This is a genomic window from Ectobacillus antri, assembly GCF_003852715.1.
GTDB classification, from domain to species: Bacteria; Bacillota; Bacilli; order Bacillales; family Bacillaceae_G; genus Ectobacillus; species Ectobacillus antri.
Genome location: NZ_RIAV01000032.1, coordinates 1 through 16,792, shown reverse-complemented (window position 1 = coordinate 16,792; position 16,792 = coordinate 1). Strand labels below are relative to the sequence as shown.

15 protein-coding genes are annotated in these 16,792 nt (G+C 36.4%); 2 read left to right on the top strand and 13 right to left on the bottom strand.

All coding sequences use genetic code 11. From position 1 onward, the window contains the following. Positions 1 to 220 precede the first annotated feature (220 nt). From EEJ45_RS16915 to EEJ45_RS16900, 4 genes are read right to left on the bottom strand one after another with little or no spacing between them, the layout of a single operon-like run. A complete protein-coding gene (locus EEJ45_RS16915) occupies positions 221 to 1,429 on the bottom strand; it encodes an O-antigen ligase family protein (protein WP_124565941.1) in 1,209 nt (402 codons plus the stop codon). Between the two features lie 37 nt (positions 1,430 to 1,466). After that, positions 1,467 to 2,342, bottom strand: a complete 876-nt coding sequence (locus EEJ45_RS16910) for an alpha-1,2-fucosyltransferase (protein ID WP_124565940.1) — start codon at positions 2,340 to 2,342, stop codon at positions 1,467 to 1,469. A 4-nt stretch (positions 2,343 to 2,346) separates the two neighbouring features. Beyond that, entirely contained in the window at positions 2,347 to 3,789 is a 1,443-nt protein-coding gene (locus EEJ45_RS16905; RefSeq protein WP_164464324.1) for an oligosaccharide flippase family protein, read from the bottom strand. Positions 3,790 to 3,792: 3 nt separating this feature from the next. Beyond that, on the bottom strand, positions 3,793 to 4,746 hold the full coding sequence (locus EEJ45_RS16900; protein WP_164464323.1) for a glycosyltransferase: 954 nt from the start codon (positions 4,744 to 4,746) through the stop codon (positions 3,793 to 3,795). A 255-nt stretch (positions 4,747 to 5,001) separates the two neighbouring features. Here EEJ45_RS16900 and EEJ45_RS18775 point away from each other — a divergent pair, with 255 nt between their 5' ends. Both EEJ45_RS18775 and EEJ45_RS18770 read left to right on the top strand, forming a co-directional pair. Continuing rightward, the gene (locus EEJ45_RS18775; RefSeq protein ID WP_245999987.1) at positions 5,002 to 5,526 is read left to right on the top strand and encodes a transposase; all 525 of its coding nucleotides are present in this window, start codon (positions 5,002 to 5,004) and stop codon (positions 5,524 to 5,526) included. After that, entirely contained in the window at positions 5,457 to 5,885 is a 429-nt protein-coding gene (locus EEJ45_RS18770; protein WP_245999984.1) for a transposase, read from the top strand. Before EEJ45_RS18775 ends, EEJ45_RS18770 begins: the two co-directional genes overlap by 70 nt. Before the next feature lie 79 nt (positions 5,886 to 5,964). On the opposite strand, the gene gmd is transcribed toward EEJ45_RS18770, so the two are convergent. The 9 genes from gmd to EEJ45_RS16850 all read right to left on the bottom strand — a co-directional run bounded on the left by gmd (position 5,965) and on the right by EEJ45_RS16850 (position 16,195). After that, positions 5,965 to 7,044: a GDP-mannose 4,6-dehydratase gene (gmd, locus tag EEJ45_RS16890; RefSeq protein WP_124565937.1), complete on the bottom strand. Its 1,080-nt coding sequence runs from the start codon at positions 7,042 to 7,044 to the stop codon at positions 5,965 to 5,967. Positions 7,045 to 7,069: 25 nt separating this feature from the next. Next, a complete protein-coding gene (gene fcl / locus EEJ45_RS16885; RefSeq protein ID WP_124565936.1) occupies positions 7,070 to 8,008 on the bottom strand; it encodes a GDP-L-fucose synthase in 939 nt (312 codons plus the stop codon). 17 nt (positions 8,009 to 8,025) lie between these two features. Further along, positions 8,026 to 8,706, bottom strand: coding sequence for a sugar transferase (locus EEJ45_RS16880; RefSeq protein WP_124565935.1), 681 nt, complete (start codon positions 8,704 to 8,706; stop codon positions 8,026 to 8,028). Positions 8,707 to 8,717: 11 nt separating this feature from the next. Then, a complete protein-coding gene (gene galU / locus EEJ45_RS16875; RefSeq protein WP_124565934.1) occupies positions 8,718 to 9,599 on the bottom strand; it encodes a UTP--glucose-1-phosphate uridylyltransferase GalU in 882 nt (293 codons plus the stop codon). A 277-nt stretch (positions 9,600 to 9,876) separates the two neighbouring features. After that, on the bottom strand, positions 9,877 to 10,584 hold the full coding sequence (locus EEJ45_RS16870; protein ID WP_124565933.1) for a CpsD/CapB family tyrosine-protein kinase: 708 nt from the start codon (positions 10,582 to 10,584) through the stop codon (positions 9,877 to 9,879). Next, positions 10,574 to 11,305, bottom strand: coding sequence for a YveK family protein (locus EEJ45_RS16865; RefSeq protein ID WP_124565932.1), 732 nt, complete (start codon positions 11,303 to 11,305; stop codon positions 10,574 to 10,576). Before EEJ45_RS16865 ends, EEJ45_RS16870 begins: the two co-directional genes overlap by 11 nt. 441 nt (positions 11,306 to 11,746) lie before the next feature. After that, entirely contained in the window at positions 11,747 to 12,514 is a 768-nt protein-coding gene (locus EEJ45_RS16860; RefSeq protein WP_124565931.1) for a tyrosine-protein phosphatase, read from the bottom strand. A 188-nt stretch (positions 12,515 to 12,702) separates the two neighbouring features. Beyond that, entirely contained in the window at positions 12,703 to 13,137 is a 435-nt protein-coding gene (gene fabZ / locus EEJ45_RS16855; RefSeq protein ID WP_124565930.1) for a 3-hydroxyacyl-ACP dehydratase FabZ, read from the bottom strand. 523 nt (positions 13,138 to 13,660) lie between these two features. Continuing rightward, complete coding sequence (locus EEJ45_RS16850) at positions 13,661 to 16,195, bottom strand: peptidase S8 (protein WP_124565929.1); 2,535 nt, start codon at positions 16,193 to 16,195, stop codon at positions 13,661 to 13,663. Positions 16,196 to 16,792 lie beyond the last annotated feature (597 nt).

Here is a 16,792-nt window from a genome sequence, read left to right as displayed (position 1 = left end):
TTGAAGAAGCAGTCACGAGCTTTCTGACTGAAGTCTCAGCTACGCCGGCAGCTGTGCTGCAGCGTCTCGGCATTCACTGAGCGCCGTATGTCGAAAAATTAAATCACTTATATATAATAAGACTACACTTACCACCTTTATAAAACATAATACATATCATAAGCATTTCGCTATTTTTACATTACAATTAAAATAATCTCCTCTATATAAAAAAGTAGCATTAACGCTTAGGCTGTTCAAAATGTTTGAATTTAGACAAAATAACTATCCATAATAAAAGGCTCCACGAATAGCCATGGGCAAAAAGGGTAATTTCCATAGTTGAGTAAGTAATTACAGTAACTAGTAAACTTAATTTAAACAAGCTAATATATAATCCACTTTTAAAATAATTACTTATTTGATAAACAAAAAGATAAATAACTAACACTAACATACTAATTAAACCAAACACTCCATAAAGAACAATAGTTTGAATAAACCAATTATCATTTCTTAAAAATATCAAATCACTTGCTAAACTGATTTGATCAATAGGAGCAATACCAAATAAATAATCACCATACAAAGGGATATAATTAAGTACACTTTTCATAAGTATATACCTTTCAGTTAAACTCTCAGAACTCGTATAAAAACTGTTCCAATCAAAAATCATAAACATAAATATAAAAAGTATAAAAATAGAGTAAAGTAGTAATATGTTTCTTATTAAACGCGGTGCTTTTTTTAACAGTAAAAGGTATAGACCAACAACTATTGATAGAATTACTGAATATACGGCAGCTCTATTTCCGGTTGTAATTAAGACAATGATTAATAATATTTCTAATACTAAACAGATAGATTTATTAAAGATACTTCTAGTCCTAATTAAGCAAAATAAAATACTAAAAATTTCTACTAATAGTATCATACCAGCAAAGTTTGGATGCCTTAAACCATATGTAGCCCTCGTAATTCTTTCACCTTGTAATATCCACATATAATTATCTATATTTAAAACTTGAGAAAAACTAAATAAAATTTCTGGAAATATATACAAACCATTACCTATAGCTATTGCGAGCATTACTTTATAAAACTGAATAATATTCTCAGTCTGAGAGGATATTATTACTATAACTATGATAAAAATTAAGTCGTAAAAAATATTATTAATGTTAGAATAAAAATTGAAATTTATAACATTAAAGCTTACTAATGGGGAAAATACATATACACTGAATGTAACCATAAGAAAAAGACGTTGCTTCTCATTAATTGTTATCCTGATTCTCTTTCTCAATACTAAAATAAATGTTACAAATAGAATTAAAAGATAAACAACAGGAAAACTATGATTAACTGTATGCGCAATAGAATTTTCACTTAACACATACGCGAAGAAATAAAAGGTCATAGCAATACTAATATAAAATAATTGCATATTTAGCTCCCAACTCGCATTACAAATAGTTCTTAGTTTAATAAATTATCCAATCCTTTGGGAAAAGATTGACTTTTTTTACACCTTTCATATTAATCCACTTCCCAGGTGCAATAACTATTTTCTCCATATTCTTATTCAAAAATGCTCCCCACCAACTAAAAGAACTATTAGCAATAATATTATGTTTACAAAGACTCATTAGTTGCATATCCTTGTAACTATCATTTCCCACGTTATAATCTATATATACAGCTTCCTCTAACGAATTAAGATTTTGCTTTACCCACTCAACATTATCTGAAAAGATATAAAACTTTGGATTGTCTATTCTTTCTTTAATATAGCTAATTGCCTTTGAATAGTATTCCAAATTAGCGATATCTCCAAACTTCTCTTGATTCTTTCTGTTTAAGTAATAATCACCACGTCTTACATGAATTGATATTGAATTCTCATTGTTAATTTTAATAGCTAAATTATTATTTTTCTCATCTAAAGCTCTTTGAAAAGTAAAATCATTCTTTAATTCATTTTCTATATCTTTAAAATAATCATAATTCTGCCAGTAACCTTTTATATATATATTTTCTTGATAAAATAAATTAGGATCGTATTCAAATTCTTTATGTTCTATATACATGCTCTTTTTACTTCCAATTAATTTCCTACGAATGCGAGATGTTACTGAATTATCTAAGTCTGATAAATTGTATGTTAATTCTTTACTTGCATGCCTTGGTTTAATTGTAAATACCTTCTCTAACTCATATCCATTATGTTGATTAGGATACAACTGATAACTGGTAATTGTATCCAAAAAAACATTATCTTGAATTAAGGACAGTTTTTTATATAGAGCATATTGAAACATTTGATTTCCTAAACCGCTACTTATGTGTACTATTTTCATATCATTACCTTTCTTTCAATAAATTCACTGTATCTTTTAGGAATAATCTCGTTGATTTAATCAGATAACTCATGCAGAAACTAAAGAATACGAATATTACCGAATTAATTATTAGCTTCAAAAATATACTATCTAACCTATCAACAAAAATTAATTCAGATAATAGGTTCAAAACTAAAAATGAACAAGAAAATATTGAGATAAAGATTAGTATCCTTTTTTTATCAAAGAAATAATATAATTGACGTGAGTATAAAAACTGTATAATCACTACTGTTAGCTCTGTTAAAACTAATATTACAGCTGATGCATTAACTCCCAATAAAGGGGTTATTAATATATTAAGTGAAACACTGACACATGTACCTACTAACAAAGGAATTGAATGAAGGACATTTCTTCCTAAAGGTACCAGATACCATCCTCCAATTACCCCGCCTACTGTTTTTATAATTAATATTGGACTCATAATTATAAATAAGTTTATAGCCCCATGATATTCAGCACCTAAAAATAAATAAATAAATTCCTTAGAACAAAGCACTACCCCAAAAATAAAAAAGCTACCTAAAATAATATACATATTTAATCCAAAACGAACCACAGAATCTGCTTCTTTATTTTGAGATACAGATCTCAAGGAAGCTATTTTTTGTATCATTACAGGTGATGGAATCATTAATAGAGAGTATGCAAATGCAATAATTCTTTGAACTTGTTGATAATTTGCTAAATCAGTAATATTTCCACTGCTACCCAACAGAATTTTATCAAAACTCGAAAAAATTAAAACTGAAATATTAGGTAAAAAAAGGAAAAATGAAACTTTCACATGTGAAACTAATCTTTTTATTTGTATTAACTTGAAGTATTTAAATAAATGCAAGGTCTTATGAAACAAGAGTATATTACCTAACAATTGACTTCCATTAACTAAGGTAATGTACAACCATAAATCTTTAGGGTCTTTTACGAATACAAATACACTAAGAGTCCCAACCAATTTGACAATTACATTTCTTGTAACAATTTTTTTAAAATCACCAATTCCTTGATAATACCAACTATTATCAAAAAAATTCACAAGAAGAATTAAACCTTGCAAAATAAGTATTGCTTTATTAACCTTTACTGGGTAAACAGTAACAAAAAACAAAAATATTAATATTCCTAAAAATAAAAAACTAATCTGCAAAACTTGAATTTCTAAATAATTTATCTTTTGTAGATTCTTTTTAGATTGAGCGATTGTATTTACACCATGCACAGCAAAACCAAAACAAAAGAAAACGGCAAACAAGTTGACAATTGTTAGAGTATAGGAATATATACCGTTTTGTTCTATACCTAGAACTCTAGCAATATAGGGGATAGTTAAAAAAGGCAACACAGTATTAACAAATTGTTGGCCAGCTACATAAGTTATATTTTTTAATGTTTTATTCAAGATCTATCCTCTAACAACATTAATGAATAACTTAATAAATGTTTTTAATTCTATCCTTATATTATTTTCTTTTAATATCCCCCATAGACGTATTGCTTCTTTTAAGGTAGGTTGTTGAGAATGAATTCTTCTCACAAAAACATTAATAATCCAACTTGTAACCTCTTGTTTCAATAAACTATCGCTATATAATGCTCTCATATTTAAAAGCTCTCTAAAAATAATATTAAAACTTTCATAGCTTTTATTCCGATTTAAGTTACTCATTATGGATGTATCTCTAATCCGATGAAGTACGACAACTTCTCTAAAATGAATAATTTGAGGATTTAAAAACAATGTCTGAAAAAAGTGCAAATCATCCTCTGCTGGAATTAAACCAGGATAAAATAAGGCATTATTTTCGAGAAGAAATTCTTTCTTATAAATTCTTCTCCATACAACAGGTGAATAAGAATTCCTTGTTTTAATAATATTTAAATATTCTATGCCACTATATTTAATAGTTTTAATACCTTTTATAAAAATTGTATTTGTATTATCAATATACAATTCTTTATAGTTACTTACTTTTTGTAAATGGTTAGAAATATCATCTTTAAACACATCAGCATCAAAGGTAATTATATCAATATTCCCAACATCATCTATGAAGCTAGACAAATCCATTCCATCAACTAAAATATCATCTGAATCAAAAAAATAAACATACTTGCCGCTTGAATTTTCCAAACCTACGTTCCTAGTCACGCTAAGACCCATATTCTGTTGATTTATCAACTTCATATTTTTATATTTACCACTGTATTCTTCTAATATCTCCAAACTATTATCGGTCGATCCATCGTTAATAGCTATTACTTCAAAATTACTCAAATTATTCTTAAAAATCGAATCTAAACATTCTCTTAAATAAGGTTCTACATTGTAAACTGGTAATACTATTGATAAGTTCACGTATATTATCTCCTTTTACAAACCTACTTTAAGGGGAGCTCTACACTTAGGGATTATCTGTTTAATTCAACCTACCGTACATGATAATTCTTTAACCTATAAACCCCTAATATCTATTTAAAATAAAGCAGATTATATAGAGACGAGCGTGTCGCAAAACTCATTTTTATGCAAAAACAACGTATAAAAAGCCCGTATTCCTTACACCCTATGATAGACACTACTAAACCATAGGAAGGAAGACGGACTACCATTATGATTACCCATTTCCCAGATGTTCATTCACAAACCCATGCTTTACAAACACTTTTTCATTACATTGGTAGCATAGATCTAGACCAAACACCTTATAAGACGGGGCGTCCTCCGTTTTGTCGCAAAATATTTCTCAAAAGTTTTTTCTTGAAAGCCTGGTTCCGATTACATTCTTTACGAAAACTTATTAAATTTCTAAAGGGATTTCCTTACTTTTCTCATCTTTGTGGCTTTTCCACTTTGCCGCATCTTTCCACATTTGCTCGGGTAGCGACTTGGTTTCGAGAAGAAGGATATGAGTCTATTTCACTTGCTACTTTACTAAAAATGGGATTCTCTCCTCATCTCGTGGCAATTGTTGATAGTACAGCTCTACGAAGCAGTTTGTATGATTCTCAAGCGAAATGGGGCAAATCGACTCGTCTCAAGTCTTTTAAAGGCTACAAGCTGCACCTTTGTATCTCTACAGAAGAGGTCATTTTATCACACATACTTTTGTGCCCGCCAATCGCTATGACAGTGTAATAGCTCCCAGTCTCTTACGCCCTTTAAAAGAATGGGAGGAATCTATTTCTTTTGTTCTCGGTGATGCTGCTTATGACACAAAAGATACACGAGAAGTTGCGGAAGATATAGAAGCTATGATGATCACACCCATCAATCCACGGAATGGTCAGAGAAAAGACTCTTATGGTCGTGTTATGCCTGCTCTTTTAGAAACCTCTTTTGGTGCATGGTTATTTGGTTTGCGAAATGAGATTGAGCGGGTCTTTCATCTGTTAAAAGATCAAGGCTTAGAGAATCCAAGAATATTTGGATATAATCGGTACCATTTTCATGTTCAAATTCTGCTTCTTATGCATAATATTGAATTTTTATTATAGTTTTGCGACACGCTCAGAGACATTAAACTTTTCCTATATAATCTACTTTATTACAAATGTTACTTTACCTTATAAAAGCTCAATCAAACATCCTCTTAACCTTCTCTTCCCCTCTTACCTTCTCCATATCCGCTTCCACCATAATCCGCACCAACTCCTCAAATGAAGTCTTCGTCGGATTCCAACCAAGCAACGTCTTCGCCTTCGTTGGATCTCCCAATAACTGATCAACTTCAGCTGGACGGAAGAATTTTGGATCTACTTCTACAATTACTTCACCTGTTGCTTTGTTAACCCCTTTCTCTTCCACACCTGTGCCTGTCCATTCAATCTCAATACCTGTATGCTTAAACGCAAGCTCTACAAATTCGCGTACAGAGTGCATTTCGCCTGTTGCGATAACGAAATCTTCTGGTTTGTCATGCTGCAGAATCAACCACATGCACTCTACATAATCTTTCGCATAGCCCCAGTCACGTAGAGATTCTAGGTTACCAAGCATTAATTTTTCTTGTTTGCCTTGTGCGATACGAGCCGCTGCCAAGGTAATTTTACGTGTTACGAATGTTTCGCCGCGGCGCTCTGATTCGTGGTTAAACAGAATACCGTTTACTGCGAACATGTTGTAGGATTCACGATAGTTTTTTGTAATCCAGAAGCCATAGATTTTGGCTACGCCGTATGGAGAGCGCGGGTAGAATGGTGTTGTTTCCTTTTGCGGTACTTCTTGTACTTTACCGTATAGTTCAGATGTAGATGCTTGGTATACACGCGTTTTGTCAGTTAGACCTAAGATACGTACAGCTTCTAGAATGTTTAACGTACCTTTCGCATCAACGTCTAATGTATAACCAGGCATATCGAATGATACACGTACATGAGATTGTGCTGCCAGGTTGTAGATTTCGTCTGGTTTGATTTCGCCGATAATGCGCGTTACGTTTAGTGCATCGGTTACGTCACCGTAATGCAGGTGAAAGTTTGAGTTGTTTAATAGTGCATTTGCCGCTTCTTCTGTCAGCAAATCTTCTAAACGCTCCTGATTATAAGAGGAGCTACGGCGAATGACGCCGTGCACCTCGTATCCCTTCTCTAGCAGGAATTCTGCCAAGTATGATCCGTCTTGTCCTGTGACACCTGTGATTAATGCTTTTTTCATAGTAGCCTCCGAATATATGTTCAAATTATTGTTTGACAAGCTCATTTTGTAAAAACCAATCGTATGCTTTTTGCAGTCCTTCATCAAGAGATGTTGTTGCTTTCCACCCTAAGCTATTAATACGAGTTACATCTACTAGCTTACGAGGTGTACCGTCAGGCTTAGAGGTATCAAAGCGAATGTCTCCTTGAAAACCAACGACTTCCTTCACCTTTTCTGCTAGCTCACCGATTGGTAAGTCTTCTCCCACACCGATGTTCACGATATCATCGCCTTCATAATTCTTCATTAAGAACAGACAGGCATCCGCTAAATCATCCGCATATAAAAACTCACGCTTAGGTGTGCCTGTTCCCCATACTTCAACGAATGCTGCGTTGGTTTCTTTGGCTTCATGAAACTTGCGTATTAATGCTGGCAATACGTGTGATGTATGTAGGTCAAAGTTATCGTTTTCACCATATAAGTTTGTTGGCATCGCAGAGATGTATTTTGTACCGTATTGACGGTTGTAGGATTGACACATTTTAATACCTGCGATTTTGGCGATTGCGTATGGCTCGTTTGTCGGCTCTAATTCTCCTGTAAGTAAATATTCTTCTTTTAACGGCTGTGGTGCCATTTTTGGATAAATACATGTGCTTCCCAAGAAAAGAAGCTTTTTCACACCATAACGGTAAGCAGAATCGATTACGTTTGTTTGGATCATTAAGTTGTCGCGAATAAAGTCGGCTGGGTATTCATTGTTTGCGACAATACCGCCTACCTTAGCTGCTGCTAGGAATACGTATTCAATCTCTTCTGCTTGGAAGAATGCATCTACTTGCGCTGGATTGCGCAGGTCTAGTTCCTTGCTTGTTTTATAAATAAGATTTGTATACCCTTCTCGTTGCAATGTACGTAAAATGGCAGAGCCAACTAAACCCCGGTGACCCGCAACGTAGATTTTTGCGTTTTTGTTCATATGTACACACCTTTTCTTTAGTAAGCATTATGCGATCCGAGCAATACCCGAACCGTTTTGATAATAATCATCACATCATATCTAGTGCTGCAATTACGAATATACTCCAAATCCAGCTCGACCATTTCCTCAAAACCCACATCATTCCGTGCACTCACTTGCCATAGTCCTGTACATCCAGGTGTTACCAAGAGGCGTTGCTTTTGGTAGGCTGTGTACATCTTTACTTCTCTTGGAAGCGGTGGTCTTGGACCAACAAGGCTCATGTCCCCTTTTAATACGTTAATAAACTGAGGTAGTTCGTCGATGCTTGTTTTGCGAATCAATCTTCCTATTGCGGTGATACGTGGATCGTTTTTCATTTTAAACATGGCACCGGAGACTTCGTTATATCGTAGTAACTCTTGTAATTTTTCTTCTGCATCCGTTACCATAGAGCGGAATTTGTACATGAAAAATTCTCTGCCGTCCTTACCAATACGCTTTTGTTTAAAAAATACGGGGCCTTTTGGATCTTCTATCTTAATCGCAATAGAGACAATGAGAAATAGAAAAGAGAAGAAAATAAGACCAAAAATAGCACCTGTGATATCAATACCTCGCTTTGTAATGAGGTAGAGCTTTCGATTATTAATATCCTCGCTGCTTAAGTAACGGGTTTTTAACTGTGCCGCGCTATTGTTAGCTGTTTTGGCCATCTATCTCCCCCCTAAACCGTTACTTTCTGAGATTCTACGATGCGCTCCATAATTTGGAGTAAGTCTTCGCGAAGGTCATCGTGCTGCAAAGCAAATTCGATTGTGGTCTCAATAAACCCTAATTTTTCCCCAACATCATAGCGCTTGCCTTCAAAGTCATACGCGAACACGCGTTGAATACCATTCAACCCTTGAATTGCGTCTGTCAACTGAATTTCGCCGCCCGCTCCCGCTTCTTGCTTCTCTAGGAACATAAAAATCTCTGGCGTTAATACATAACGACCCATGATTGCTAGGTTAGAAGGCGCTGTGCCTGGTGCTGGCTTTTCTACGAATTGATTCACTTGATAACGGCGTCCTGTTTGTGCTAATGGATCAATAATGCCGTAGCGATGCGTGTTTTCTTCTGCGACCGTTTGCACTCCAATAACAGATGCTTTCGTTGCTTCATATTCATCCATTAATTGACGCAAGCAAGGTGTTTTTGCTTGTACGATATCGTCACCAAGCAATACCGCAAACGGTTCGTCACCGATAAAATTTTTGGCACATAATACCGCATGCCCGAGACCTTTTGGCTCCTTTTGACGAATGTAGTGAATGTTCACTTTAGCGGATTCTTGTACTTTTTCCAGGAGCTCAAATTTTCCTTTTTCCATGAGGTTTTGTTCCAACTCAAAGGCATGGTCAAAGTGATCTTCAATAGAACGCTTGCCTTTTCCGGTTACAATGATAATATCTTCAATTCCAGAAGCAATCGCTTCTTCCACAATATATTGGATTGTCGGCTTATCAACAATAGGAAGCATTTCCTTTGGCATTGCTTTCGTGGCAGGTAAAAATCTTGTACCAAGACCAGCTGCCGGAATAATGGCTTTCCTTACCTTTTTCACATTATATCCCCCTTTGTACTATGTTTCACATAAGCGAATGTATCTATAAAAAAATCAGCTACATTGTTGTTAAAAACAACCGCACAGCTGGTTTTTTTATATAAAACCGGGCATTTAACCCGACCTCACATCACACCACCGACGACCTGCGTCTAAGCTGGAGCACATCCAACCACAGCATGACCGAGTGCCTCCATTGATAGCGGTAAGGAGACATCACCGTTCCCGATATTATAAGGACGTCATAAGCAAAAAGTTCTTTTTAGAGAACAAAAACTTATTCTCTGTCACTATAATAGTAATATGGTGTTGTTTCTTCTGCCTTGGCATTTAGTACAACACCAAGTAACTTCGCACGTGCATTGGTGAGCTGTGCTTTCACTTTTAATACACTGTCTTTATCCGCTTTTCCACTTCGTACGACAAGAACCGTACCGTCGCACTTATTGGAGAGAACCTGAGCATCCGTAACTGCCAGAAGCGGTGGAGTATCTAAAATAATGATATCGAACGTTTCTTTTAATTGTGCCATTACATCGTCCATTGTCTTTGAGCCAAGCAATTCTGCCGGATTAGGCGGGATAGCACCGGAAGGTAAGAATTTTAAATTCTCTACCTCTGTTTGCAGGATACATTTTGATAGTGTTGCTTGTTTTGCTAATACAGTTGTGAGACCGAATGTGTTCTCACTGCGAAACATAGTGTGAAGCGTTGGTCTGCGGAAATCAGCATCGACAACAATTACTTGTTTACCTTGCTGGGCAAAGACAACGCCGAGGTTAGCCGCAGTTGTTGTTTTTCCTTCTCCTGGTGTAGAGGAAGTCACGACGATAGAATGGATGTCTCCATCCACTGCAGCAAATTGAATGTTAGTTCGAATGTTACGATATTGCTCCGTGATGGGTGATTTCGGCTGTAAGTATGTAATGAGTTGCCTAAATGTGCGTACCACGTGTTTTTTCGGTTTTGATCGTTTAAGCACCAAGGTTCTGCCCCCTTTTTACGACTGTCGTTGTTATATCCTGTTTGATTTCTTCCATATGTGTGATGATACCGAGGACAGGAAGACCAATAATTTGTTCGACATCCTGTTCTGTTTTTACAGTATTGTCTAAATATTCCAATAAAAATACAAGTCCAACAGACACCATCATGCCGACAACCATCGCAATTGCGACATTCAGCAGTGGCTTTGGTTTAATAGGTGCTTGTCCTTCGGCCACATCAGCCTTTGATAAAATCGTCACGTTGTCAACACTCATAATGTTCATAATCTCTTGTTGAAACACTTCCGCAATTTTGTTTGCAATAGCAGTTGCTTGTTTCGGGTCCGTATCCTGCACAGTTACGGAAAAGACTTGCGAGTCCTTTTCAGAAGCTACGGTAATTTTTCCATTTAAGGCACCAATAGATGTGTCCAGCTGCAGTTCATTTTTTACTTTCTCTAAGATAGCTGGACTTTTAATAATAACACTGTACGTATTAACAAGCTGGACGTTTGTTTGTACTTCATTGTACTGCACAATATTAGCTTCTTTCTTTTTCTGATTGACAAGAATTTGAGTAGATGATTCAAAGGTTGGTGTAATGAAGTAAAAACTGAAGATCGAACTGACAAGCGCTGCAGAGAAGGTAATAATGATGATCATAAAGATGCGCTTTCGCAATACTAAAAAAAGCTCTTTCAAACTAATTGTTTCTTCCATGTTAGCCTCCATTATATGTTTGGTTTCTTTCAACAAAGCACGTGATAAAGAACGTAGGAATAAAAAGATGAAATTTAAATTTACATACAAACCCAAATTCTTTAAAGAGAACAAATCTGTTTATCATAATATCATAAATAAACATTTATTGTGAAGATTTTTTCATATAAAAGCTTATTTTTCTGTAATATTTAGGCTTACATTGGTACGCTAGTTTGTATTGCAGTCTTCAAAAGGTATTCTTTATAGGAAACAAAAAAGAAACAACATTTCACAATAACCAATTGTTAACATATATAATCATACAACCCGTTTCTTTATCTATCAATAAAAATATACTAAAAAATTTAAATGTTTTTCATTTTTTTGGTAAAGCGTTTTCAATATATGTAATTATATTTATAACATTTTATAGTTTCGCAACAAACTAGATCGGCACATTTAAAAGATACCAAACAGCTTCTTTCTTCGAAGTGGTTGTGGATCTATTTTATCAACCATTTGACCCTTTACCATATATGCAGCATTGTCCATAAACAAATACTTCATGTCGGTGCCAAACTCTTCTTCAATTAAATGATATGCCTCAGATATTCTACAAGCTCTACCTGCTGTATTGTGAGCATCGGATGCGACAATATGCACTAAGTTGCCTTCTACCAATTGCATGGATAACTTTTGAATGGTTTTACCAAATGCGCCTATTATACTTGCTGCAGTTAGCTGTGCCAGTGCACCTTGTTTAATGAATTGATACAGCTTATCTGGATACTCTGCGATTTCAGCATTACGCTCCGGATGTGCAATTACTGGTATGAGACCTTTTAGCTGCATTTCAAATAAGAGCTGTGGTGTATAGCGAGGGACATGATTGTTTGGGAACTCAATTAATATATATTTGCCAGTATCATTTAAGGTTTGAATTTTATTTGCTTCATAGTCTGCAAGAAGTTCACCGTACAATCGCACTTCCTGTCCTGGTACAATGGTAACATTTATATTTTTTTGCGCGAGAATGTTGTTGAGTTGTTGTACCTCTGTAATAATCGTTTGCTTTTCATTTATATATCGCCCGTTGTGATGATGAGGCGTGGCGACAATTGTACGTATACCTTGCTGTTCTGCTAGCCTTACCATTGCTAGACTCTCTTCCAATGTTTGTGGTCCGTCATCCAAGCCCGGTAAGATATGACAATGCATATCAATCAATGTAATCCCTCCTTAAAATGTATTTATTTCGTTATATAAATCTATATTCTTTTTCATTTACGGTTAACAGAAATAATCATACTCTTCCTTTCTTCCTCTATCAATACATAATTGTAAAATATTTGTTATGTTTTTTGTCTCAATATAAGACTCGGTTGATAAAAATAAAAAAGACCGCCGCAGCGATCTTATTCTTTCTTATCTCCCAATGCAAATGTAATTTCCGCCTCGCAAGCCACTTCTCCATCTACTGTAGCAACTGCCTTTCCTTTTCCGATTGGACCGCGCACGCGGGTAAGTTCTACCTCAAGACGCAGCTGGTCGCCGGGGCGTACCTGTTTTTTAAAGCGGCAGTTTTCGATACCAGCAAAAAAGGCGATGCGGCCGCGATTTTCTTCTTTTTTTAGTACTGCGACTGCGCCGACCTGTGCCAATGCCTCGACGATAAGGACGCCTGGCATTACTGCGTAGCCCGGGAAGTGACCGTTAAAGAATTCTTCATTGGCACTGACGTTTTTAATACCGATAGCACGTACGCCTTCTTCGACTTCTAAAATGCGATCTACTAATAAAAACGGATAGCGGTGCGGAATAATTTCTTTAATTTGTTCAATATCCAACATATCATCCACTCCTTTAGTATCTGGTCATAAAACTTACATACAATTTATATTATCACACTTGTAGGCAAAGAAGTCTATTTAATTTTTCGAGTGCATCATAAAAAGCGCACATGGACACCATGTACGCTGAAATATAAAAAAATGCACACACTCTTCCGGTTTGCAAATGACGATTTCTCGACAAGTGACACGGAGGCCGAATGAGCGTGTGACCAAGTTAGGGGAAAGGCAATATGCAGTATTCATTCATAAATTGAAATGAAGCATCTTGCCTCATGTGTCGTATTCGTATTTATTATATGACGAATAACACGAAAAAGAAAATGGCAAATATCCCAAAATTACCGAAATATAGACAATATCCTCAGTTTTTCTTTATTTTCCTCGTATTTGCTCAAGTTTTTATGAAAAGTGAGAAAATTTAATAGACTACTTATGTTGTTTAAGAAAGATATCCTACTGCTTAGAAGCTTTGATTGATTTGTTCACTTGTAGGAGATTTTGGCACTCTTTCACTAAAACATTACTTTACCTTCACAACGGTCTTTTCGCTTACATTCTTCGCCACGTCGGTCGCTGTGATCGTAAGCTCTGTGCCTGTTTTTTGCTTAGCAATCGGGATAGAGAAGCGACCTTGGCTGTTTGCTTTGCCACTTGCCAATGTTTTCTTCCCAATCATGATCGTAACAGTTGCACCTGCTTCTGTTTTTCCGATTATAGATGTAGATTTACTGCTTACTGTTTCTACGGTTGGCTTTGCCGGCGGTGTAGCATCTTTTACGGTAACTACCACTGGATCACCAACAACACCTTTATCACTAATGGCTGATACATGCAACACAGTACCCGCTTTTTGTGCTTTAATTTTAATGGTGTAGTTTCCTTTTGCATCAACAGGTGCGTTACCTACAATGGATTTTCCGCTTTTTACAATTACAGATTGCGCCGTTGCTGTTCCTGTGATGATTGTATCGTTATCATCTATCGATTTTACAGTCGGTTTTGCCGGCTTTGGATAGGCAAAGCCAAGCGCATGTAAGACGCGAGATGCATCTAGGCGGCCGCTACCGTATTCTTCATCATAGCCAGGTGCACCTAAATCTACGGTATTCTTTGTTAAAATTTGCTGCACTTCATCAGGTTTTACATTCGGTTTAATGGAATAAATTAAGCCTGCGATGGCTGCAACGTGCGGCGCTGCCATTGATGTACCAGATAAATACATCACTTCGCCATCATGCATCAAGCTTGGAATTCCTACACCCGGTGCGACAATATCTAAGCCTTTGCCGAAGTTAGAGAACTCCGCACGCATATCAGCAGAATCTGTTGCACCTACACTAATTACATATTCGGAGCTTGCCGGATAGCTTAACTGTCCTTCTCCGTCGTTACCAGCTGCCGCAACGACTGTAACGCCTTTTTGCTTTGCGTAAATCAATTGCTTTTCAATGGTTTCACTAAACTCACTAGAGCCAAGACTTAAGTTAATGACTTTTGCACCTTTATCTACCGCATGACGAATACCCAGTGCGATTTGCTCCACTGTACCGCCACCATCTGCATCCAATACTTTTACAGGCAGAATATTCGCAAATGGGTTAATACCTGTCATTGAATAGCTGTTGTTGCCTAGTGCTGCGATCGTTCCTGCGACATGTGTGCCGTGGTCATTATCATCAATAGCATCATCATCTTCATTTACAAAGTCTTTATCAAGATCTGTGCGTACAACGGACTTTAAATCTTGCACTGTGTAATTGGTGCCTGTATCAACGACCGCAATCAGCGTATTATTATATTTTTTGCCAGCTAAAAGACCGATGATATCCTTATAGCGGATGTCAGCTCCTTTTTCACCGCCTGTTTGACCGTTATTTTCCAGAGACCAATGATATTGGTATTGAATATCGTTTGCGAACGAGCGCACGATGTGATTTGGCTCTGCATATGTAACGGCCGGATGTTTTTGCAATAAAGTAGCTAATTCTTCTGGTGATTGATTGCCTTCATATTTTAAAACGTAGGTATTCGCAATCGCAACACCCTTTGCCGTCATTGCTTCTACCTTGACTTGCTTGCCAGATAGAGCTCCGGCTGCCTTTACCATCGCGTCCTTTGCGGCAGTATTGTTTACAGAGACGATAATCTCGTTGTTTACGTATTTCTTTGATTTTTGCTTGAGCTGCAGCTGCTCAACCAATACATTCAGTTTTTTTCCTTTGATTCCGACAGCATTGACTTTCGTCCACTGTGTATTTACTTCTTTTGTTACCGATGCCGTGGATTTGCTTAATACCAGATCTTTTAAGCGAATGATAGTTTGATAGTCTTTATCTGTAATTGTGTAATCGCTGTTTTTACCCTTTGCGATTTTTTCAAGCTCAGCAAGTAGCGGCTTTAATTGGTCGAGGTATTTTAAAATGTCATCACGATACTTTTTATCCTTTACCACATCAAAAACGGTTGTAGCCGATACCTTATAGTACAAGGAAATAATTTCTTTGCCGACCTTTGTTTGGTTTAGTAAAGAGTCACGAATGGTGCGCATGCTTGCAAGTGTTTGGAGACTTGTTTTTTGTCCTTTAACAGATTCCTCAATCATACACATGCCGCCATCCTCTTCGCGCTCACCCGGTGGTTTTGTAACAGCTTCTGTGTTAATTGTGTAATCGCCTGCAGCTTCTGCTACTACTTTAATATAGTAAGGACCTGCCCAAGCAAGTGGATACTCCAATACGTCCACTCTATTTTCATAACTTGCATATGTAAGCTCATTTTGTGCACTTTGTAGGTCTGCATACACGGTAAAGTGCGGTGTACTCGTACCGCTAACTGTGAAAAGCACGTGACTTGCAGTAGACACGTTTTTCCCTGGAGAGATTTTAAACCACGCTTCTTCTCCCTCCTTTAGCTCTCCTGTCACTGGTGTACCGAACTTCAGCTCGACAGCCTTATCCATTGGGGCTGCGACAGTACGAAGGGGACTTAGAATAGATAGAATGAAAGTAAAACAGATTAGCAAACTATAAACCTTTTTCATTTGCGGTGACATCATGTGCTTGCTCCTCTTCTAAATAGGTATTGTGCGTACTATATAAGTACAACTAGAAAAACCGACATTCTTTTTTGGATAGGAAAGAAGAATGAGAAATGTGTAGCCGCGGCCAAATACTAAGAGATGCACGTGCCGAGTAAGACTATACACATTTTTTCCAGATATTCTGGCACTTTTATTTCCTCACTGTTTATATGTCGGAAAAATAACTTGAACTTATATATTCCTGCAACTAAAATATCATATATCCTATTATAAAGAACTATCTATATTTTTGGAATATTTTTCTTGAATAAGATATGAGATTACGATTGTCGAATGCAGTCGACCTATAGGGAGGCATCCCATTCTCCTGTAGCTTATTATTAGCCTGCTTAGTTTGATATTTATGTTTTTAGATATAAAAGTGCTCAAACATCATTTGCCACTGCTTCACAAAAAGCAAATACATCGGCATATAAAGCAAATGAGGTATTTGGTGAACTACCCGCCACCTACGCTTCGCTTAGAGGTGGGGGCTTCTAAGGTAATCGTACCTCACGGTACGAAATTGACTTAGCTATTGAGCCTATTCCATGCTCTATATATGATTATGCT